Raw genomic sequence first — 20,063 nt, forward strand, 5'->3', positions numbered from 1 at the left:
GAGATTTATATGTTAAAAATAGGAAATGACTGGGATGAAATATTAAAAGAAGAAGTTGAAAAAGAATATTTTGTAAAAATGAAAGATTTTTTAAAACATGAATATTCAGAAAAAACAGTATATCCACCAAATAAAGAGATTTTTACAGCTTTTCAGTTAACACCCTATAAAGATGTAAAAATAGTTATATTAGGACAAGATCCATACCATGGTGCAGGACAAGCTCATGGATTAGCCTTTTCAGTAAAAAAAGGAGTCTCATTACCTCCATCTTTGAGAAATATATATAAAGAGATAGTTAATGAAGGAGAGGGAGAAACCTTTAATAGTGGATGTTTAGAAAGTTGGGCTAAACAAGGAATATTCCTTCTAAATGCTAGTTTAACTGTAAGAGAAGGTGAAGCTAATTCTCATAGCAAAATAGGTTGGACTACATTTACAGATGAAGTTATAAAAAAAGTTAATGAAAAAAAAGAGCAAGTAATATTTGTTCTTTGGGGTAATAATGCTAAAGATAAAAAGAAATATATTACAAATCCAAATCATATAATTCTTGAAGGTGTTCATCCAAGTCCATTATCAGCAAGTAGAGGATTTTTTGGATGTGGTCACTTTAAAACTATAAATAGTATACTAAAAGAAAAAGGTCACAAAACTATAACATGGGATATTATTTGATAATCAAAATTAATTGACAAAATATACTTTAATAGTTTAAAATAGATTAAAAACGGGTTGAGGAGGGAATATGAAAAAATTTTTAATGTTATTAACAATAATTGGTGCGGTAGCTTATGGAGCGGAATATAGAAACGGAACTTATAGAGGAGTATTTGTTTCAGGACAAGAAACTCAAGTAGAAATTCAATTTGATTTAAAAGATGATAAGATTGAAAATCCAAAATTTAGAACACTATTCTATAAAGAGCAAAATTATTTAAAAAATAAAGATTTAACAAAAAATAAAGATCAATATGAGGCTTTATTAAAAGCTATAACAGGAAAAAATATTAATGAAGGAATAGAGACGTTATACGCTCCAGGAGATATTGAAAGTGCAGGAGCTACAGTAAGAGCTACAAAAGTAAGAGCAGCAATAAAAAATGCTTTAAATTCAGGAGTTTATACTCCAGCTAAATAATAGATATGAAAACAGAGGATTTTTTTCCTCTGTTTTTTACTTTAAGTATATATTGTTTTTTTTTGAAAAGTGTTATAATAAGTTGAATAATATATAGCGAGGGATGAATATGGAGAGATTATTTAAAGGTGTAGATTATAAAATATTAAAATTTGCAGAAAAAGATATATATAATGGAAACTTAGAGTATGATTCGAGAAAGATAAAGCAAGGAGATATATTTATTGCGTTAAAAGGAGCTTTAGTAGATGGACATAAATTTATCGATAAAGCTATTGAAAATGGAGCATCAGCAATAATTATATCAGAAAAATTAACAGAACTAAAAGATGGAATAGGATATTTTTTAGTAGAAGATTTAAGAGGGAAATTAGGAAAAATTGCATCTAATTTTTATAAAAATCCAGAAAAAGAGTTAAAAATAATTGGTGTAACAGGAACAAATGGAAAAACAACAACAACCTATTTAATAGAGCAAATTTTAGGAGAAAGTAAGGTCGCTAGAATAGGGACTGTAGAATATAAAATTGGAGATGAGATAATAGAAGCTCCCAATACAACTCCAGAGTCTTTAGATATTATAAAAATGTGTAAAAAATCAGTGGATAAAGGATTAGAATATTTGGTGATGGAAGTTAGTTCTCATGGATTAACAAGTGGAAGAGTAGATATGCTAGATTTTGATGTAGCTGTTTTTACTAATTTAACACCAGAGCATTTAGATTATCATAAAGATATGGAAGACTATTTTAATGCTAAAAAAATACTTTTTGAAAAGTTAAAAGATTCAAAAAATGGTGTAATCAATATAGATGACAAATATGGTAGAAGAATATATAAGGAGTTTGGAGGAATGACATACTCTTTAAAAGAAAAAGCTGATTTAGACCTTGAGTTGATAAAAGAGATAAATCCAACATTGCTAGGAAAGTTTAATATGTACAATTTATTAGCAGCAATTGGAGTTGGAAAAATATTAAATATAAATCTAGATGTAATAAAAGAAAGAGCGAGAGAAATAAAGGGGGCTCCTGGTAGATTTGAACCAGTTTTAGCAGGACAAGAATTTAAAGTAGTTGTAGATTATGCTCATACAGGAGATGCATTAGAAAATATTTTACAAGGGGTTACTGATTTAAAAACTAATGGTAAAATAATAACTGTATTTGGCTGTGGTGGAGATAGAGATAGAATAAAAAGACCTGTAATGGCAGAGGTTAGTGAGAGATATAGTGATTTAGTAATTGTAACTTCGGATAATCCAAGAACAGAAGATCCTAATAAAATAATAGATGATATAGTGAAAGGATTTAAAAATAAAAATTATATAGTGGAAATTGATAGGAAAGAAGCAATAAAAAAAGCAGTTTTAAAAGCTGAAAAAGATGATATAATACTGATAGCAGGTAAAGGGCATGAAACTTATCAAATTTTAGGAACGACAAAGATACACTTTGACGATAGAGAGATTGCCATAGAAGCAATAAAAGAATTAGAAGAGGTGAAATAATTGAAAATAGTTCAAGAAGTAAAAAAAGTTAAAATAGCGAATAAATTTGAAATTGGTGGAGACAATAGATTTACTTTAATAGCTGGTCCATGTGTAATAGAGTCAGAAGAGTTAGTTATGGAAGTAGCTGAAAAAGTAAAAGATATCTGTGATAGATTAGGAATTAACTATGTATTTAAAGCATCTTTTGATAAAGCAAATAGATCTTCTATACATTCATATAGAGGACCAGGAATTGAAAAAGGGTTAGAGATACTAAAAAAAGTAAAAGAGAGATTTAATATACCAGTAGTGACAGATGTCCACGAAGCTTGGCAATGTAAAGAGGTTGCTAAAGTTGTAGATATAATTCAAATTCCAGCATTTTTATGTAGACAAACAGATTTACTGATAGCAGCAGCAGAAACAGGATTACCAGTAAATATTAAAAAAGGACAATTTTTAGCTCCTTGGGACATGAAAAATGTAGTTGTAAAAATGGAAGAAATGAATAATCCAAATATAATGCTTTGTGAGAGAGGATCAACTTTTGGATATAACAATATGGTTGTAGACATGAGAGGGTTTGGAGAGATGAGAAAGTTTGGATATCCAGTTGTATTTGATGTGACTCATGCAGTTCAAAAGCCAGGTGGATTAGGAACTGCAACATCAGGAGATAGAGAGTTTGTATTTCCTTTAATGAGAGCAGGATTAGCAATTGGTATAGATGCAATATTTGCAGAAGTTCATCCAGATCCAACAAATGCTAAATCAGATGGTCCAAATATGTTATTCTTATCAGATTTAGAGGAGATATTGAAAGTAGCTGTAAAAATAGATGATTTAGTAAAAGGAAGATAGTATGGATATAAAAAAAATAGCACAAGATTTATTTGATAAAGAGATTTGTGAGCTAGAGAAAGTAAAAGATAAAATATCAGACTCGTTAGAAATCGTTGTAAATTTAATACTAAACTCTAAAGGGAAAGTTGTAATAACAGGTATTGGAAAATCAGGGATTATAGGGAAAAAAATAGCAGCAACGCTAGCATCAACAGGAACGTTAGCTGTTTTTATGAATTCAGCAGAGGGTCTTCATGGAGACTTAGGAATGATAAATAAAAATGACATAGTAATAGCAATATCTAATAGTGGAAATAGTGATGAAGTGATTTCAATTATTCCATCAATAAAAAAAATTGGTGCAACATTAATAGCTATGACTGGTAATTCTAATTCAAGACTTGGAAAAGAAGCTGATGCTATATTGGACATAGGTGTTGAAAAAGAGGGATGTCCATTGAATTTAGCTCCGATGTCTTCTACAACAAGTACTTTAGTTATGGGAGATGCATTAGCGACAGTATTAATAACTGCAAGAAACTTTAAGCCTGAAAATTTTGCTGTTTATCATCCAGGAGGAAGCTTAGGAAGAAGATTACTTATGAAAGTAAGAGATGTGATGCATAAGGATTTACCAATAGCTCAATTAACAAGTGATATGGATACAGTAATAATGACAATGACTAAAAAAAGATTAGGAGTAGTTTGTATTGTTGAAAATGATGAACTTTTAGGAATTATAACAGAAGGGGATATTAGAAGAGCTCTAAAGATGAAGGATAAATTTTTTACTTTAAAAGCTGAGGATATAATGACTAGAAATTATACTTATGCCACTGAAAATATAATGGCGTTAGATGCTTTAGATCTTATGGAGAATAGAGAGAGTCAAATATCTGTATTACCTGTTTTATCAGATAAACAGATTGTTGGAGTTGTTAGAATTCATGACTTATTAAATGTAATAGGAAAATAGTTGACAAAAAAAGTAAAGTTTTATATAATAAAAAAGTAATATAAAGAAAAAGTAGGAGGAGTAAAAATGGTAACTAAAGATATGAATATTTTAGAAGCAGTTCAAAAGCATCCAGTAATTTCAATGGTATTTAAAAAGCATGGATTAGGGTGTGTAGGATGTATGGTAGCAGCTGGAGAAACTTTAGGAGAAGGAATTGCTGCTCACGGATTAGACGCAGATGCATTAATCGAAGAGATGAACATCTTAATAAAAGAATCAGAAGCTAAGTAATAATTAAGTAAAAGGACTCTAATTAATAGAGTCCTTTTTTAATTTCTTGCTAACCCTTAGAAAATTTGATATAATATATTTCAGAAAAAATTTATATATGAGGGAAAAGGGTATGGAATCTAATTTAAAAAAAATAAATGAGTCACTATTTTTTACTTTAACTTGTGACGAAGTAGGAACATATGTTTCTTTAGTAGACAGTAATGGGGATATAGTAGAAAATACAGCAGAATATGAGATTAGTGATGAAAATGATTTGAAAATTATTGATTTAATTCAAGAGATAAAAGAAGATAGCTTTTTCTCTGGGTGGGATAATGAAAAAAATGAGCTATATATAGATGAAAATATAGAGATTTTAGATTATCTAAAAAGCAGTAAAAAAGTAGTTACAGGGGATATGAATCCAATTAAATGGGTTTTGAGTGGAAATAAAATAGTATTGAAAATTAATTTTGTAGAAGATGATTTTGATTTATGTGAAGGAAAACTTCTTCTAAATGGTGAAAAAGATTTTAGAATAGTTTCAGATAACTATGTTTTAAGTGAGGATACACTTTATTGGATAGATCTTCCAAAAGATACTATACATATTTTAAAAGAGATGGAGTCTAAGTTTTCAAAACCAGAATTAGAAAAATATTTAACATTAGCATCATCTTTTGGTAGTGGAATAGAAATTGAATGTTTAGACTATGAAGTTGTAGAGGATGGTAATTTAAAACCAGTTCAAGAATTAATAATAGAAAAAATATCTCAAGATAACAGTTTATATTTAAAAATAGGAGCATCAATTTCAACAATTGATTATGAATTTTTAAAAGCGCATAATCTAGATAGAGCTTTAGTTATAAAAGATGATTTAAAAAGAGTTGAAATAACAAAGGTCGAAGCAGCTTATTTAGATGAAACAGTGGAAGAGATTGTTAAAAATATTGTAAAACATCAAAAGAACTTAAAAATAAAATCAAGTTTTTATGTAGATGGAAACTTCATTATTTTACAAGAAAAATTAGCTAGAGAATTTGTAACACAAGAGCTTCTACAATTAGCAGGTAAGTATAAAGTTGTAGGAACAGATAACTTAAAAAAATATAGTGTAAAAGCTGTAAAACCAAAAGTTGTAGGAAACTTTAAACATGGAATAGACTTTTTAGAAGGTGATGTTCATTTAGAGATTGAAGGAGAAAAGTTCTCAATAGTAGACGTTTTAAATAGCTTTAAAAAAGACTCGTATATTGTTTTAAGTGATGGAACAAATGCACTTATTAATAGAAAATATATGGAAAAATTAGAGAGAGTATTTAAAGATAATGGAAAATCAAATGTAAAAATTTCTTTCTTTGATTTACCAATTATAGATGATTTAATTGAAGATAAAGTATTGGCAAATGAAATTAAAAAGACTAAAAGTTTTTATAGAGGTATCAATCAAATAGAAAATTACAATGCACCAACACCATCAATAAATGCAACTCTTAGAGAGTATCAAGAGTATGGTTATAAGTGGTTAAGATATCTAATGGATAATAGTTTAGGTGGATGTTTAGCAGATGATATGGGTCTTGGAAAAACATTACAAGCAATAACTTTAATAACAAGCTTACATTTAACTCCTAAAAGAAAAACATTGATAATTATGCCTAAAAGTTTGATATATAACTGGGAAAGTGAGATAAGAAAATTTAGCCCAGATTTAAAATGTGGAATATATTATGGAAACTTTAGAGATAAAACAATTTTTAATAATGTAGAAGTAATTATAACAACTTATGGTACTGTAAGAAATGATATTGAATATTTAAAAGAGATGAAATTTGATTTAATAGTTTTAGATGAGTCTCAGAATATAAAAAATGTAAATGCTCAAACAACAAAAGCAGTTATGTTATTAGATTCGAAATACAGATTAGCCTTAAGTGGTACTCCTATCGAAAATAATTTAGGAGAGTTATACTCTTTATTTAGATTTTTAAATCCATCGATGTTTGGAACTTTAGATGAATTTAATTACCACTATGCTAACCCAATTCAGAAAGAAAATGATAAAGAAGCAATAGAGGAGCTAAAAAAGAAAATATATCCATTTATATTAAGAAGAGTGAAAAAAGAAGTTTTAAAAGACCTTCCTGATAAAATTGAAAAGACACTATTTATAGGAATGAATCCAGAACAAAAAAGATTATATGAAGAAAGAAGAGCATATTATTATGGCATGATAAATAGTCAAATAAAAACTCAAGGATTAGGAAAAACACAGTTTTATATACTCCAAGCTTTAAATGAACTGAGACAATTAACTAGTTGTCCAGAGATGAAAAATCCTAATGTACTTTCTAGTAAAAGAGAGGTACTTATAAATAATGTTCAAGATGCAGTAGAAAATGGACATAAGGTTCTTATATTTACAAATTATATAAAAAGTATTGAAAGCATAACATCTGATTTAAGAAAAAGAGGAATAAAGTATTTAGAGATGACAGGAGCAACTAAAGATAGACAAGGTCTAGTAAATTTATTCCAAAAAGATAAAAAATATAAAGTTTTTGTAATGACATTAAAAACTGGTGGAGTAGGACTTAATTTAACAGCAGCGGATACTATATTTATTTATGATCCTTGGTGGAACAAAACTGTAGAGAATCAAGCTGTAGATAGAGCTTATAGACTAGGGCAAGATAGAACAGTATTCTCTTACAAACTAATATTAAAAGATACAATCGAAGAAAAAATATTAAAATTACAAGAAAGTAAAAGTCAGCTATTAGATAATTTAATTTCTGATGAGGGAGCGACTTTAAAAACTTTAACTGAGAAAGATATAGAGTTTATTCTTGGAGAATAGGAGATGGTATGGGAATAAGTAGAGATAGATTTAGAAAAGCTTTAAATGAAAGCTATTCAAAAGAGATTCTTTTTAAAATCTTTAAAAGATATTTCTTAGATTGGATAGCTGAAGGGTACATTGGAAGTAATTTAGGATTATTTGAAATTTCTTTAATATCAGAATCTACAAATAAACAAACATTTTTAGAACTGATGGAACAAATGTATTCAAAAGAAGAGGTATTTAAAGGTATTTTTTCTTCATTACCAAAAGAAGTTCAAGAGATATTTGAATGTATAGCTTGGAAAGGTAAATTTAAAATAAAAGATAGGGATATTTATTTAAAAGATGAGGAAGGGTACAATATAAAATCAGAGTTAAAAGATGAGTTCCTATTTTTTACTAAAAACGGAGATACAAAAAGAGGAGAATACTTAACGTTAAACAATGACATAGTAAGAGTTATGAGACAATTTATGAATAAGCCAAAAGAGTATTATATTTATAAAGTTGGAAATTGTGATTGTGAATTTAGAGAGAATAACGAAGAAAAAATACAAGAAAATTTAAGAAAGTATTATTCTTTCTTTAAAGATGGAAAAATGCAACTTTCAAGTAGTGGAAAGCTATTAAAAGAATCAAAAAATAATATGAAAAAATATTGCAATATTCATGAGTATTATGAAGGAATAAAAGATTTAGAGTTTTTAAAAACAGAAACAATGGGATTATTTTTGTTTCTTTTTAAAGATGAATATTTAAATGATGAATTTATAAGATCAAGCAACTTGAAAGCTATAGTAAAAGGATTTTTAGATGGAAGCATCATAAAAAGCGAAGATAATACATATATAAGCCTTTATTTAAATTATTTAAAGGGTATAAAAAATGTGGGTAAATCGAATGATGAAATAAAAAGAGGATTAGCAACAATAAGTAAAATTTTATCAGAATTTCCAGATGATGGATTTGTGTCTATAGATAATATAATAAAAAGTATACTTTATAGAGATGAGTTTATAGAAATAATCGATTTAGAATCAGCTTTTGCAACATTATATATTAATGAAGCAAACTATGAGAGAACAAAAATAGTAGGATATGATAAGTATTTAGCCTATGTTGTTGAACCATTTGTAAAATCAGTATTTTTTATTTTAGCATCATTGGGAGTTTTAGAGATTTGCTATGAAAAACCATCATCAGCAAATTCATTATATTTAAAAAATGGATATTTAAGTAAATATGATGGAATAAAGTATGTTAAATTTACAGAATTAGGTAGATATATATTTGATAGAGTGTTAACATATGATTTTAAAGTTTTAGAGGATGAAGGAAAAATTGTTTTAGATGAGGATAGATTAATTGTTACTGTTATAGGTGAAAGTCCTCTTAGAATGATGACTTTAGAAAAACTTGGTAATAAAATAGCACCAAATAAATTTAAAATATCTGAAGAGACTTTGACAAAAGGTTTGGAAAATTTAAATGAGGTCCATGGTAAGATACAAGAGTTTAAAGAAAAAATAACTAATGATTTACCAATGAATTGGAATAGATTTTTTGGAGATGTTATTGAAAAAACAGAGTTAATTACACATGTTCCTGATTATAAAGTTTTAAAACTAAAAAACGATAAAGAGTTATTATCAGCAATAACAAAGGATAAAAGATTCAAACCATTAATCTTAAAAGGTGAAGATCTTCACATAATGGTAAAAAAGGAAAATTTAGACGAAGTATCAGGTTTATTTAAAGAATATGGATACTTTGTGAACTTATAAAAAATAGGATAAAGCTAAAAATAGCTTTATCCTATTTTTTTAAAAACAGATGTAAAGAGTTGTAAAAATGTGGTAAAATTAAAGTACGAATAATTTTAGGAGGTATGTTTTATGAAGAATGCCTATTTTTATGAAGTACAAAAAATATATGAAAATATAAGAAGTAGAATAGAAGAAAGATTAGATGAGTATAGAAAAATATGGAGAGATGGAGACAATAAAGATATCTTTTGTGAATTGGCTTTTTGTATTTTAACTCCACAATCTAAAGCTAGAAATGCATGGAAAGCAATAAGTGAGTTAAGAGATAATAAGCTTTTATTTACAGGAAGTGAAGAGGAGATGCTTCCATTTTTAAATATTGTTCGTTTTAATAGGACTAAAGCTAAAAATCTTTATATACTTAGAAAGCAAATGACAGATGAGAATGGGAAATTTATAACAAAAGATTTTTTTTCAACATTTAATTCAGCATTTGAAATGAGAGAGTGGATTGTAAAAAATATAAGAGGAATGTCATATAAAGAAGCTAGTCATTTTTTAAGAAATGTTGGTTTTGGTCAAGAATTAGCAATTTTAGATAGACATATTTTAAAAAATCTAGCGGCTTTAGATGTGATAAAAGAAGTTCCTAAAACAGTGACTCCTAAGTTATACAAAGAGATAGAGGAGAAATTAAAAGAATATTGTAAAGAGATAGATATTCCTATGGAGAATATAGATTTATTATTATGGTATTTAGAAGCTAAAGATATATTTAAATAATGTTTAGCTAAAGAATTATTGATAAAAGTTGTACTACTATGGTATAATTTTTAACATGTTTAGGTAGTAATTTGTTAAAAATTTGGAGGAAAAAAATTGAAAAATGCAGTAATAATAACATACGGTTGTCAAATGAATGTCAACGAAAGTGCAAAAATAAAGAGTATCTTACAAAATATGGGATATAATGTAATTGAAGATGTATCAGAAGCAGATGCAGTATTTTTAAATACTTGTACAGTAAGAGAGGGAGCAGCTACTCAAATTTATGGAAAACTTGGAGAGTTAATGGCTGTTAAAGAGGAGAGAGGAACAATCATAGGAATAACAGGTTGTTTTGCTCAAGAGCAAGGAGAAGAGTTAGCTAAAAAATTCCCAGTAATAGATATTGTAATGGGAAATCAAAATATTGGAAAAATTCCAACAGCAATTGAGAAAATAGAATCAGGAGATTTTAAACATGTTATTTATACAGGTGATGAAGATGACTTACCACCAAGATTAGATGCAGAGTTTGATTCTAAAAAAACAGCATCAATTCCAATAACATATGGATGTAATAATTTCTGTACTTATTGTATAGTTCCTTACGTAAGAGGAAGAGAAAGATCTGTTCCAATGCCTCAAATTTTAGATGAAGTTAAAGTTTTTGTGGAAAAAGGATATAAAGAAATTATGTTGCTAGGTCAAAATGTAAACTCATATGGAAATGACTTAGAAACTGGAGAGAATTTTGCAGTATTATTAGAGGAAATTTGTAAAATAGATGGAGAATTTTTAGTTAGATTTGTTTCACCACATCCAAAAGATTTTGGAGATGATGTAATTGATGTTATAGCTAGAAACGAGAAAGTTGCAAGATGTTTACATTTACCACTACAGTCAGGGTCATCAAGAATACTTAAGTTAATGAATAGAAAATATACTAAAGAGCAGTATATAGAGTTAGCTGAAAAAATAAAATCAAAAATTCCAGGAGTAGCATTAACAGCGGATATAATAGTAGGATTCCCACATGAAACAGAGGAAGATTTCTTAGATACTTTAGATGTTGTAGATAAAATTGGATTTGAAACTTCATTTATGTTTATGTATTCACCTAGAAAAGGTACAGCTGCAGCAAAAATGGATGGTCAATTAGATCAAGAAGTGAAGAAAGAAAGACTTCAAAGACTAATAGATTTACAAAATAGAAAATCAAAAGAAGCAAGTGATAGCTATAAAGGAAAAGTAGAAAGAGTTTTAGTTGAAGGGCCAAGCAGAAAAAATGAAGAAGTTCTAACAGGAAGAACATCAACTAATAAAGTTGTTTTGTTTGCAGGAGATAAAGAGTTAGAAGGAACATTTGTTAATGTAAAAATAAATGAGTGTAAAACATGGTCGCTATACGGAGAGATAGTAGACTAGTAACCTTGGAGGTACAATGGAGAAGTTAGAAAATTTTTTGCTAAAAGAGTTACAAGAGATTGCTAGACAAATGGATATTGATTATTCAAGTAGAACTAAAAAAGCAGAGATTGTAGAATTAATAAATGAGGCAATAGATGCTAAAGAAGGTATGCATTTAGCTTGGGGAAATCTTGAAGTAATGGCTGATGGATATGGTTTTTTGAGAAATACAAATGTTGAAAAAGATGTCTATGTATCAGCTTCACAAATAAGAAAATTTAAATTAAGGACTGAAGATTTTGTATTAGGTGAAGTAAGAGAAGCTGTTCAAGGTGAAAATAACTATGGACTTAGAAAAGTTCTTTTAATAAATAATGGAAGTATTCAAGAGGCTGAGTCAAGAATACCATTTGATGAGTTAATACCTGCTTATCCAACAGAACAGTTAAAATTAGAAACAGATGCAAAAAATATCTCTGGTAGAATAATAGATTTAATTGCACCGATAGGATTAGGACAAAGAGGGTTAATAGTAGCACCACCAAAAGCTGGTAAAACAGTACTGATTAGCAATATCGCAAACTCTATAATAGAGAATAATAAAGACATAGAAGTTTGGATTCTTTTAATAGATGAAAGACCAGAGGAAGTTACAGATATAAAAGAAACTGTAAAAGGGGCACAAGTTTATGCTTCTACTTTTGATGATGATCCAAGAAATCATATAAAAGTTACTGAATCTCTTTTAGAAAGAGCGAAAAGAAAGATTGAAAATGGTGAGAATATAGTTATCTTGATGGATTCCTTAACAAGATTAGCTAGAGCATATAATATAGTAATACCATCAAGTGGAAAATTAATTTCAGGTGGAATTGATCCAACCGCTTTATACTATCCGAAGAAGTTCTTTGGATCAGCAAGAAATATAAGAAATGGTGGAAGTTTAACTATTTTAGCAACAGCTTTAATCGATACTGGAAGTAAAATGGATGATGTTATATACGAGGAGTTTAAAGGAACAGGTAACTTAGATATACATTTAGATAGAAACTTAGCAGAACTTAGAATATACCCATCTATAGATATTCAAAAATCTGGAACTAGAAAAGAGGAGCTTTTAATAGGGAAAAAGAAATTAGATTCTATTTGGAATATAAGAAGATATCTATCATCCTTAGATAAAGCTACTGCAACGAAAAAGTTAATTGATACTATTTCATCAACTGAAAGCAATGATAAACTTATAGAAATGTATGAGAAGTCTTTTGCAAGGGGGAAATAGTGAAAGAGATATTTAAAATATTTGCTATAATAATAGCAGCATTTATAGCTATGTTAATATTAGTTTTTAAACCTTATAAATCAGAAGTAGTAGATTTAAAAAAGTTTACAGAATATTATTCAGAGACAACTACTGTTGAAGATGGTGGTGGATTTGAACTTGTTGATGGCAATTTTTATACAATAGAAAAAGAGTATAAAATAGGCGAAGATGAATCGATAGAAGGAGTTCCTCTTGAAGATTTAGATTTAAAGCAAGCATACGAAATCCCAAAGCTAGAAAGTTATGTAGTCGCTAGTGGAGATACTTTAGGTGGAATAGCAGATAAAAATGGAATATCTTTAGAGGTTTTAAAGGCTAATAATCCAGGAATTTCCAATAATTTAAAAGCAGGACAAAAAATAAAAATCGTGAAATCTAATGGTGTTTTTTATAAAGTTAGAAGAGGAGATTCCCTTTTTAAAATAGCACTAGCTTATAAAATAGATGTAGATGATTTAAGAAAATATAATAATTTAAGAAATGATAATATAAGAGTTGGAGAAGAGCTATTTATATATAATCCAAGTGAAGAGAGTTTGAAAAGATTAACTCGTAGTGGAAGTGTAAATAGAACAACCGTACAGAAAAATTTTACAATGCCAGTAAAATGGGCAGGAGTGACAAGTCCTTTTGGTAAAAGATTCCATCCTGTTTTAAAAAGATATATTCAGCACGCAGGAGTTGATATGAGAGCAAGGTATGTTCCTTTAATGGCTTCAAAGGATGGAACAGTTGTTTTTGCAGGATATATGACAGGTTATGGAAAAATAATTAAAATAAATCATGGCAATGGTTTTGAAACAAGATCAGCTCATCTAGATAAAATGTATGTAAAAACAGGTGATAGAGTTAAAGCTGGTCAAGTTATAGGAAAAACTGGAATGTCAGGAAGAGTAACAGGACCACATTTACATTTTGAAATTAGAAAGAACGGAAAAGCTAATAATCCAATGAATTATTTAGTTAGATAGCCCTAGGATTATACTAGGGCTTTTTTAAATTTTACGAGAGGTGAAAAATGAGAGATTCTAAAGTTGTAAAAGTTGGAAATATATTGATTGGTGGTGGAAATGATATTATTATTCAATCGATGACAAATACTCCGACAACAGATGTAGAAAAAACAGTTAATCAAATAAAAAAGCTTCAAGAAGAAGGGTGTCAATTAGTCAGAGTTACAGTTAATACAGAAGAAGCCGCGAAAAAAATAAAGGAAATAAAAGAGAAAATAGATATACCATTAGTAGCTGATATACATTTTGATTATAGGTTAGCGTTATTAGCTATAGAAAATGGAATTGATAAGTTAAGAATTAATCCAGGGAATATAGGTAATGATGAAAAGGTTGAAATTGTAGTAAAAAAAGCTATGGAAAAAGGTGTGCCGATTAGAATAGGTGTAAATTCAGGATCATTAGAAAAAACAATATTGGAAAAATATGGAAAACCAACATCAGATGCAATGGTAGAGAGTGCTTTATACCACATGAGACTTTTAGAAAAATTTAATTTTACAGATATAATAATTTCTTTGAAATCGAGTAATGTAAAGATGATGGTTGAAGCCTATAGAAAACTAGCTAAGTTGTGTAATTATCCTTTGCATTTAGGTGTTACAGAAGCAGGCACAGCATTTCAAGGAACTATAAAATCAGCTATTGGAATAGGTTCTTTATTAGTTGATGGAATTGGTGATACAATTAGAGTTTCTTTAACAGAAGACCCTGTAGAAGAGATTAAAGTTGCAAAAGAGATATTAAAGGTTTTAGGGCTAAAAGAGGTTGGTGTAGAGATTGTGTCTTGTCCAACTTGTGGAAGAACTGAGATAGATTTGATAGGACTTGCACATCAAGTAGAAAAAGAGTTTGAAAAAGTAGATAAAAAAATAAAAATAGCCGTTATGGGGTGCGTTGTAAATGGACCTGGAGAAGCTAAAGAAGCTGACTATGGAGTAGCGGGTGGAAAAGGAGTTGGAGTTTTATTTAAAAAAGGTGAGATAATTAAAAAGGTTGATGAAGGGGATATTCTAAAAGAGTTAAAAAAATTAATCGAAGATGATTTTAATTAAAACTTTTTTAAGAATTTTGTAGTCTAAAATTATAAAGCTAAAATAATGAGGTATTTAAATGGATTTTGATCAGATATATAATGAGTATTTTGATAGAATATACTATAAAATACTATCAACAGTAAAAAATGCCGAAGATGCCGAAGACATAGCTCAAGAAGTATTCATTAGTGTTTATAAAAATCTTAAAGGCTTTAGAGAAGAGAGCAATATTTATACTTGGATTTATAGAATTGCTATAAATAAAACGTATGATTTTTTTAGAAAGAAAAAGCTAAATCTAGAGTTAAATGATGAGATTTTAAGTGTTGAAAGTAATGAAGACTTTAATATTCCAATCCTTTTAGAGGAGAAATTAAAAGAACTACCTTTCCAGGAGAGAGAGATAGTTGTTTTAAAAGATATATACGGCTATAAACTGAGGGAGATTGCAGATATGAAAGAAATGAATATATCAACAGTAAAAACGATATACTACAAGGCAATTAAAGACATGGGAGGTGTGATATAAATGGTATCTCCAAAAGAGAGAGTAAGAGCGAATATTTATAAATCATTACTAGAAGAGGAGAAGAAAAGAAATAAAAAAATCTCATTTTTTTCTTTGTCTCTTTTTGTAGTTGGAGTCTTTACAGGGACATCTTATGATTTAGTTAAAAGAAATATTTCTCCTACAGAGAAGTTAGTGGCTTTAGAAAGTGGAGAGCTACAAAGAAAAGTTTCAGATAAAAAAGAGATTGGTTTTACAATCGATGATTTATTTCAAGCTGATGAAATAAAAATAAACAAAAGAGATTTTAATACTGAAAATCTTTTTGTAACAGATCTACAAATTTAGTGGAGGATTTTATGAAAAAAATAGTGATGGGACTGTTGATACTTGTATTTAGTGTATCAGCCTATGCAACATCGGGAATAGGGATAGTTAAAGATGACGATTTCAAAGCTGTAGGGGTAAGTCAAGATAATATTGATAGAGTTAAAGTTATAATTGAACAAGCTAGTATTCAATATAAATTAAAAACATTGGATAAAAAAGCATTAGAGATTGAAATTAATAAATATATTTTGGATGGCACAGAAAAAAATCTTGAAAAATTAAATGAATTAGTAGAGAAGGTTGGACTTTTAGATGCTGAAATTATAAAGGATAGACTGAAGTATCAGATAGAAGTTCAAAAATATATAACAACAGATCAGTACTTGAAAGCTAGAGAGTTATCGTTAAAAAGAATATCACAATCAAGAGAAAAACAATAGTTAAAAATCTTCTTCCTTAATAATAATGGAAGAAGATTTTTTATTTTATTTTTAAAGTAAGTATGGTATAATTTATAAGTTAAAGTATAGATATAAAAAGGAGTGAAGATAGTGTTTACTAAATTAGAAGAAGTTGTAGTAAGGTTTAATGAGTTAACAGAAGCTTTAGGTTCTCCAGAAGTTTTAAGTAATCCTAAAAAAATGATGGAGTGTAATAAAGCATTAAATGATATAACACCTATCGTTGAAAAGTACAAAGAGTATAAAAGATATCAAGAAGATTTAGATTTTATAAAAGAAAATATCAGAGGAGAAAAAGACCCTGATATGAGAGAAATGATGCAAGAGGAATTAAAAGAGATTGAGGAAATAATTCCTAATCTAGAGCAAGATATGAAAGTATTATTACTTCCAAAAGACCCTAATGATGATAGAAACGTTATAATAGAAATCAGAGGCGGAGCAGGAGGAGACGAAGCTGCTTTATTTGCTGGAAACCTATTTAGAATGTATATGAGATATGCTGAGAGACACAAATGGAAAGTTGAAATAATAGAAAAACAAGAAATTGGTGTTGGAGGAATAAAAGAGGCTGTATTCTCAATAAATGGTCAAGGAGCATATTCAAGACTTAAGTTTGAATCAGGAGTTCATAGAGTACAAAGAGTACCTGAAACTGAATCATCAGGAAGAATACATACATCTACAGCAACAGTTGCAGTTTTACCAGAGGTTGATGAAGTTCAAGACGTAAAAATAAACTCATCTGATTTAAAGATTGATACATTTAGAGCATCAGGAGCGGGAGGTCAGCACGTTAACATGACGGACTCTGCAGTTAGAATAACACATTTACCTACGGGAGTAATCGTTCAGTGTCAGGATGAGAGATCACAGTTAAAAAATAGAGAGAAAGCTATGAAGCACTTAGCTTCAAAACTTTATGAGATGGAGTTAGAAAAGCAAAGATCAGCTGTTGAAAGTGAAAGAAGACTTCAAGTTGGATCAGGAGATAGATCAGAAAAAATAAGAACATATAATTATCCACAAGGAAGAATAACAGATCATAGAATCAAATATACAGCACATCAATTAGAAGCTTTCTTAGATGGAGATATAGATGATATGATAGATGCTCTGACTACATTTGCTCAAGCAGAAATGCTTTCAAGTTCAGCGGAGTAATTATGAAATTATTAGATATATTAAAATTTTCTGAGGAGTATTTGAAAAAATACTCCTTTTCAAAACCCAGATTAGAAAGTGAAAAGATAATATCTCATGTATTAAATCTAGAAAGAATAACTCTTTATGCTTATTTTGATATGGAGCTTAATTTAGAGCAAAAAGATAAAATAAAAAATTATTTGAAAGCTATGGCTAGAAATAGATTAACTTTTGATGAACTTCCAAAAGAAGAGATAAGTCTAGTTGAAGAGAAAGATTGTAGTTCTGAAAATAGAGAACTTTTACAAAAGAGTATAGAGTATTTGAATAAAAATGATGTAAAAGATAGTAAGTTAGATGCAGAATATATATTTGCTCATGTTTTAAAAGTAAAGAGAACAATGCTATTTATGAATTTAAGAAAAGAGATTACTTTAAAAGAAAAAGAAGAGATAAAAGATTTACTTTATAAAAGAGCAAAGGAAAAAAAACCTTTACAATATCTTTTAGGAGAGTGGGAGTTTTATGGGTTACCTTTTAAAGTTGATGAGAGAGTTTTAATCCCAAGAGCAGATACAGAAATTTTAGTAGAGCAGTGTAAATTTATTTTAAATGAGATAGATAATCCTAAAGTATTAGATATAGGAACTGGAAGTGGAGCGATATCTGTAACTCTAGCTAAAGAGATTCCAAGTGCTATGGTTTTAGGAGCGGACATAAGTACAGATGCTTTAGAGGTTGCTGTAGAAAATAGAAAGATTAATAATGTAGAAAGTAATTTAAAGTTTATTAAGTCAGATATTTTCTCAAATATAAAAGATAATGATTATGATATGATTATCTCAAATCCACCATATATACCTAAAGATGAATATGAAGAGTTAATGCCAGAAGTTAAACAGCATGAACCTCAAGGTGCTTTAACAGATAATGGAGATGGTTACTATTTCTATAAAAAAATATCAGAGGAATCTTCAAAATATCTTAAGGATAAAGGTTATTTAGCTTTTGAAGTTGGGTATAATCAGGCACATGAAGTAAGTCAATTTATGAAAAAAGCTGGATTTGAAATAATAGCAATTGTTAATGATTATAGTGGAATAGAGAGAGTAGTAATAGGAAGAAAGAGTGGTGAAGAGGATGTCAACAAAGTTAGTTGATTATGATTATCATTTACCAGATGAGCTTATAGGTCAAAAGCCTAGAGAGCCTAGAGATCACTCTAAATTAATGGTAGTAGATAAAGAAAATCAAACATTAGAACATAAAACTTTTTTTAATATAATAGATTATCTAAAACCAGGGGATGTTTTAGTAAGAAATTCAACAAAAGTTATACCTGCTAGACTTTTTGGAAAAAAAGAAACTGGTGGAGTTTTAGAAATACTTTTAATAAAAAGAGTTAGTTTAGATACTTGGGAATGTTTATTAAAACCTGCTAAAAAATTAAAAGTGGGACAAAAGCTTGAAATAGGTGAAAATAAAGAGTTAGTAGCTGAGCTATTAGAGATAAAAGAAGATGGAAATAGAGTTTTAAGATTTGAATATGAGGGGGCATTTGAAGAAGTATTAGATAAACTTGGAAAAATGCCATTACCTCCATATATTGTAGAAGCTTTAGAAACAAAAGATAGATATCAAACAGTTTATGCAATAAAGGGAGAATCAGTTGCAGCACCTACAGCTGGATTACATTTTACAAAAGAACTTTTAGAGAAAATAAAAGAAAAAGGTATTGAAATATTAGATGTATTTTTAGAGGTTGGTTTAGGAACATTTAGACCAGTTCAAACTGAAGATGTTTTAGACCATAAAATGCATGAGGAAATTTTTGAAATTCCTTTATATACTGTTGAAAGAATAAAAAAAGCAAAAGAAGAGAATAGAAGAATAATAGCTGTTGGAACAACAACTGTTAGAGCATTGGAATCATCTGTGGATATGGATGGGAACTTAATTTCTAAAACAGGAAGTACAGAGATATTTATATACCCAGGATATAAATTTAATGTTATAGATGCATTAATAACTAACTTTCATTTACCGAAATCGACACTTCTTATGTTAGTATCGGCTCTTTCAAATAGAGAGTTCATGTTAGATGTGTATAAAGAGGCTGTAAAAAAGGAGTATCATTTCTTTAGTTTTGGAGATGCAATGTTTATTTATTAATAAAAAAGAGGTGAAAAGATGAGAATAATAGCAGGAGAAGCAAAAGGGAAGAGATTAGAGTGTAGAAAAGGTACAGATACAAGACCTACTCAAGATAGTATAAAGGAATCTCTATTTTCAATAATTGCTCCATATATAACTGATGCTAGATTCTTAGATCTTTTTAGTGGTACAGGAAATATAGCTTTAGAAGCTTTAAGTAGAGGAGCTAAAAGAGCTGTAATGATAGAAAAAGATCAAGAAGCATTAAAATATATAATAAAAAATATCAATAATTTAGGATATGAGAATAAATCAAGAGCTTACAAAAATGAAACTTTAAGAGCTGTTGAGATTTTAGGAAGAAAAGGTGAAAAATTTGATATAATTTTTATGGACCCTCCTTATAAAGATGAGGTTTGTGAGAGAGTTATGAGAGCTATATCAAAAGCTGGATTATTAGCAGAAAATGGATTAATAATTTGTGAACATCATATGTATGAAGATATGTCTGAAGAAGTTGGAGAATTTAAAAAGACAGACGAAAGAAAATATGGAAAAAAAGTTGTGACATTCTATACAAGATAAAAGAGGGAGGAT

The 20,063-nt window shown here is 28.7% G+C and carries 20 protein-coding genes; all 20 read left to right on the top strand.

The annotated features are described in order from the left end of the window. Positions 1-9: 9 nt before the first annotated feature. The 20 genes from H5J23_RS03835 (at position 10) to rsmD (ending at position 20,051) form a co-directional block, all read left to right on the top strand. Positions 10-678: a uracil-DNA glycosylase gene (locus H5J23_RS03835; protein ID WP_185891022.1), complete on the top strand. Its 669-nt coding sequence runs from the start codon at positions 10-12 to the stop codon at positions 676-678. 70 nt (positions 679-748) lie between these two features. After that, positions 749-1,141, top strand: coding sequence for a hypothetical protein (locus H5J23_RS03840; protein WP_185891024.1), 393 nt, complete (start codon positions 749-751; stop codon positions 1,139-1,141). Between the two features lie 109 nt (positions 1,142-1,250). Beyond that, entirely contained in the window at positions 1,251-2,651 is a 1,401-nt protein-coding gene (locus tag H5J23_RS03845; protein WP_040407580.1) for a UDP-N-acetylmuramoyl-L-alanyl-D-glutamate--2,6-diaminopimelate ligase, read from the top strand. 6 nt (positions 2,652-2,657) lie between these two features. Further along, positions 2,658-3,494: a 3-deoxy-8-phosphooctulonate synthase gene (kdsA, locus tag H5J23_RS03850; RefSeq protein WP_051364178.1), complete on the top strand. Its 837-nt coding sequence runs from the start codon at positions 2,658-2,660 to the stop codon at positions 3,492-3,494. 1 nt (position 3,495) lies between these two features. Continuing rightward, positions 3,496-4,452 (top strand): SIS domain-containing protein, encoded by a 957-nt coding sequence (locus tag H5J23_RS03855; RefSeq protein ID WP_023051211.1) that lies wholly within the window; start codon positions 3,496-3,498, stop codon positions 4,450-4,452. A gap of 66 nt (positions 4,453-4,518) precedes the next feature. Beyond that, the gene (locus H5J23_RS03860) at positions 4,519-4,725 is read left to right on the top strand and encodes a DUF1858 domain-containing protein (protein WP_023051210.1); all 207 of its coding nucleotides are present in this window, start codon (positions 4,519-4,521) and stop codon (positions 4,723-4,725) included. A 112-nt stretch (positions 4,726-4,837) separates the two neighbouring features. Continuing rightward, positions 4,838-7,570, top strand: coding sequence for a DEAD/DEAH box helicase (locus H5J23_RS03865; protein WP_040407578.1), 2,733 nt, complete (start codon positions 4,838-4,840; stop codon positions 7,568-7,570). Positions 7,571-7,578: 8 nt separating this feature from the next. Beyond that, entirely contained in the window at positions 7,579-9,339 is a 1,761-nt protein-coding gene (locus H5J23_RS03870; protein WP_023051208.1) for a hypothetical protein, read from the top strand. Between the two features lie 111 nt (positions 9,340-9,450). Further along, complete coding sequence (locus H5J23_RS03875) at positions 9,451-10,104, top strand: N-glycosylase/DNA lyase (protein WP_023051207.1); 654 nt, start codon at positions 9,451-9,453, stop codon at positions 10,102-10,104. Positions 10,105-10,200: 96 nt separating this feature from the next. Continuing rightward, positions 10,201-11,511: a tRNA (N6-isopentenyl adenosine(37)-C2)-methylthiotransferase MiaB gene (gene miaB / locus H5J23_RS03880; RefSeq protein ID WP_185891026.1), complete on the top strand. Its 1,311-nt coding sequence runs from the start codon at positions 10,201-10,203 to the stop codon at positions 11,509-11,511. A gap of 16 nt (positions 11,512-11,527) precedes the next feature. Then, positions 11,528-12,775, top strand: coding sequence for a transcription termination factor Rho (rho, locus tag H5J23_RS03885; RefSeq protein ID WP_023051205.1), 1,248 nt, complete (start codon positions 11,528-11,530; stop codon positions 12,773-12,775). Next, positions 12,775-13,788 carry a peptidoglycan DD-metalloendopeptidase family protein gene (locus tag H5J23_RS14290; RefSeq protein ID WP_023051204.1) on the top strand — a complete coding sequence of 338 codons (1,014 nt, stop codon included), beginning with the start codon at positions 12,775-12,777 and terminating at the stop codon, positions 13,786-13,788. Before rho ends, H5J23_RS14290 begins: the two co-directional genes overlap by 1 nt. A 47-nt stretch (positions 13,789-13,835) precedes the next feature. Beyond that, the gene (gene ispG, locus H5J23_RS03895) at positions 13,836-14,885 is read left to right on the top strand and encodes a flavodoxin-dependent (E)-4-hydroxy-3-methylbut-2-enyl-diphosphate synthase (protein ID WP_185891027.1); all 1,050 of its coding nucleotides are present in this window, start codon (positions 13,836-13,838) and stop codon (positions 14,883-14,885) included. Positions 14,886-14,943: 58 nt separating this feature from the next. Next, positions 14,944-15,396: an RNA polymerase sigma factor gene (locus H5J23_RS03900; protein ID WP_023051202.1), complete on the top strand. Its 453-nt coding sequence runs from the start codon at positions 14,944-14,946 to the stop codon at positions 15,394-15,396. Continuing rightward, entirely contained in the window at positions 15,397-15,723 is a 327-nt protein-coding gene (locus tag H5J23_RS03905; RefSeq protein WP_023051201.1) for a hypothetical protein, read from the top strand. It abuts the gene before it with no gap. A gap of 11 nt (positions 15,724-15,734) precedes the next feature. Beyond that, on the top strand, positions 15,735-16,145 hold the full coding sequence (locus tag H5J23_RS03910; RefSeq protein WP_040407573.1) for a hypothetical protein: 411 nt from the start codon (positions 15,735-15,737) through the stop codon (positions 16,143-16,145). A 111-nt stretch (positions 16,146-16,256) separates the two neighbouring features. Continuing rightward, positions 16,257-17,330, top strand: coding sequence for a peptide chain release factor 1 (prfA, locus tag H5J23_RS03915; RefSeq protein ID WP_040407570.1), 1,074 nt, complete (start codon positions 16,257-16,259; stop codon positions 17,328-17,330). A 2-nt stretch (positions 17,331-17,332) separates the two neighbouring features. Next, positions 17,333-18,472, top strand: a complete 1,140-nt coding sequence (prmC, locus tag H5J23_RS03920; RefSeq protein WP_185891029.1) for a peptide chain release factor N(5)-glutamine methyltransferase — start codon at positions 17,333-17,335, stop codon at positions 18,470-18,472. Further along, the gene (gene queA / locus H5J23_RS03925) at positions 18,453-19,484 is read left to right on the top strand and encodes a tRNA preQ1(34) S-adenosylmethionine ribosyltransferase-isomerase QueA (RefSeq protein ID WP_185891031.1); all 1,032 of its coding nucleotides are present in this window, start codon (positions 18,453-18,455) and stop codon (positions 19,482-19,484) included. Before prmC ends, queA begins: the two co-directional genes overlap by 20 nt. Positions 19,485-19,502: 18 nt before the next feature. Beyond that, the gene (rsmD, locus tag H5J23_RS03930) at positions 19,503-20,051 is read left to right on the top strand and encodes a 16S rRNA (guanine(966)-N(2))-methyltransferase RsmD (protein ID WP_023051196.1); all 549 of its coding nucleotides are present in this window, start codon (positions 19,503-19,505) and stop codon (positions 20,049-20,051) included. The last annotated feature ends 12 nt before the right edge of the window (positions 20,052-20,063 follow it).

This window comes from Cetobacterium sp. 2G large, from assembly GCF_014250655.1.
Classification (GTDB): Bacteria; Fusobacteriota; Fusobacteriia; order Fusobacteriales; family Fusobacteriaceae; genus Cetobacterium_A; species Cetobacterium_A somerae.

What these genes read in the sequence shown, in the direction of transcription:
- H5J23_RS03835 (WP_185891022.1), top strand. Translation starts at nt 10, where the DNA reads ATGTTAAAAATAGGAAATGACTGGGATGAAATATTAAAAGAAGAAGTT.
- H5J23_RS03840 (WP_185891024.1), top strand. Translation starts at nt 749, where the DNA reads ATGAAAAAATTTTTAATGTTATTAACAATAATTGGTGCGGTAGCTTAT.
- H5J23_RS03845 (WP_040407580.1), top strand. Translation starts at nt 1,251, where the DNA reads ATGGAGAGATTATTTAAAGGTGTAGATTATAAAATATTAAAATTTGCA.
- H5J23_RS03855 (WP_023051211.1), top strand. Translation starts at nt 3,496, where the DNA reads ATGGATATAAAAAAAATAGCACAAGATTTATTTGATAAAGAGATTTGT.
- H5J23_RS03860 (WP_023051210.1), top strand. Translation starts at nt 4,519, where the DNA reads ATGGTAACTAAAGATATGAATATTTTAGAAGCAGTTCAAAAGCATCCA.
- H5J23_RS03865 (WP_040407578.1), top strand. Translation starts at nt 4,838, where the DNA reads ATGGAATCTAATTTAAAAAAAATAAATGAGTCACTATTTTTTACTTTA.
- H5J23_RS03870 (WP_023051208.1), top strand. Translation starts at nt 7,579, where the DNA reads ATGGGAATAAGTAGAGATAGATTTAGAAAAGCTTTAAATGAAAGCTAT.
- H5J23_RS03875 (WP_023051207.1), top strand. Translation starts at nt 9,451, where the DNA reads ATGAAGAATGCCTATTTTTATGAAGTACAAAAAATATATGAAAATATA.
- rho (WP_023051205.1), top strand. Translation starts at nt 11,528, where the DNA reads ATGGAGAAGTTAGAAAATTTTTTGCTAAAAGAGTTACAAGAGATTGCT.
- ispG (WP_185891027.1), top strand. Translation starts at nt 13,836, where the DNA reads ATGAGAGATTCTAAAGTTGTAAAAGTTGGAAATATATTGATTGGTGGT.
- H5J23_RS03900 (WP_023051202.1), top strand. Translation starts at nt 14,944, where the DNA reads ATGGATTTTGATCAGATATATAATGAGTATTTTGATAGAATATACTAT.
- H5J23_RS03905 (WP_023051201.1), top strand. Translation starts at nt 15,397, where the DNA reads ATGGTATCTCCAAAAGAGAGAGTAAGAGCGAATATTTATAAATCATTA.
- H5J23_RS03910 (WP_040407573.1), top strand. Translation starts at nt 15,735, where the DNA reads ATGAAAAAAATAGTGATGGGACTGTTGATACTTGTATTTAGTGTATCA.
- prmC (WP_185891029.1), top strand. Translation starts at nt 17,333, where the DNA reads ATGAAATTATTAGATATATTAAAATTTTCTGAGGAGTATTTGAAAAAA.
- queA (WP_185891031.1), top strand. Translation starts at nt 18,453, where the DNA reads ATGTCAACAAAGTTAGTTGATTATGATTATCATTTACCAGATGAGCTT.
- rsmD (WP_023051196.1), top strand. Translation starts at nt 19,503, where the DNA reads ATGAGAATAATAGCAGGAGAAGCAAAAGGGAAGAGATTAGAGTGTAGA.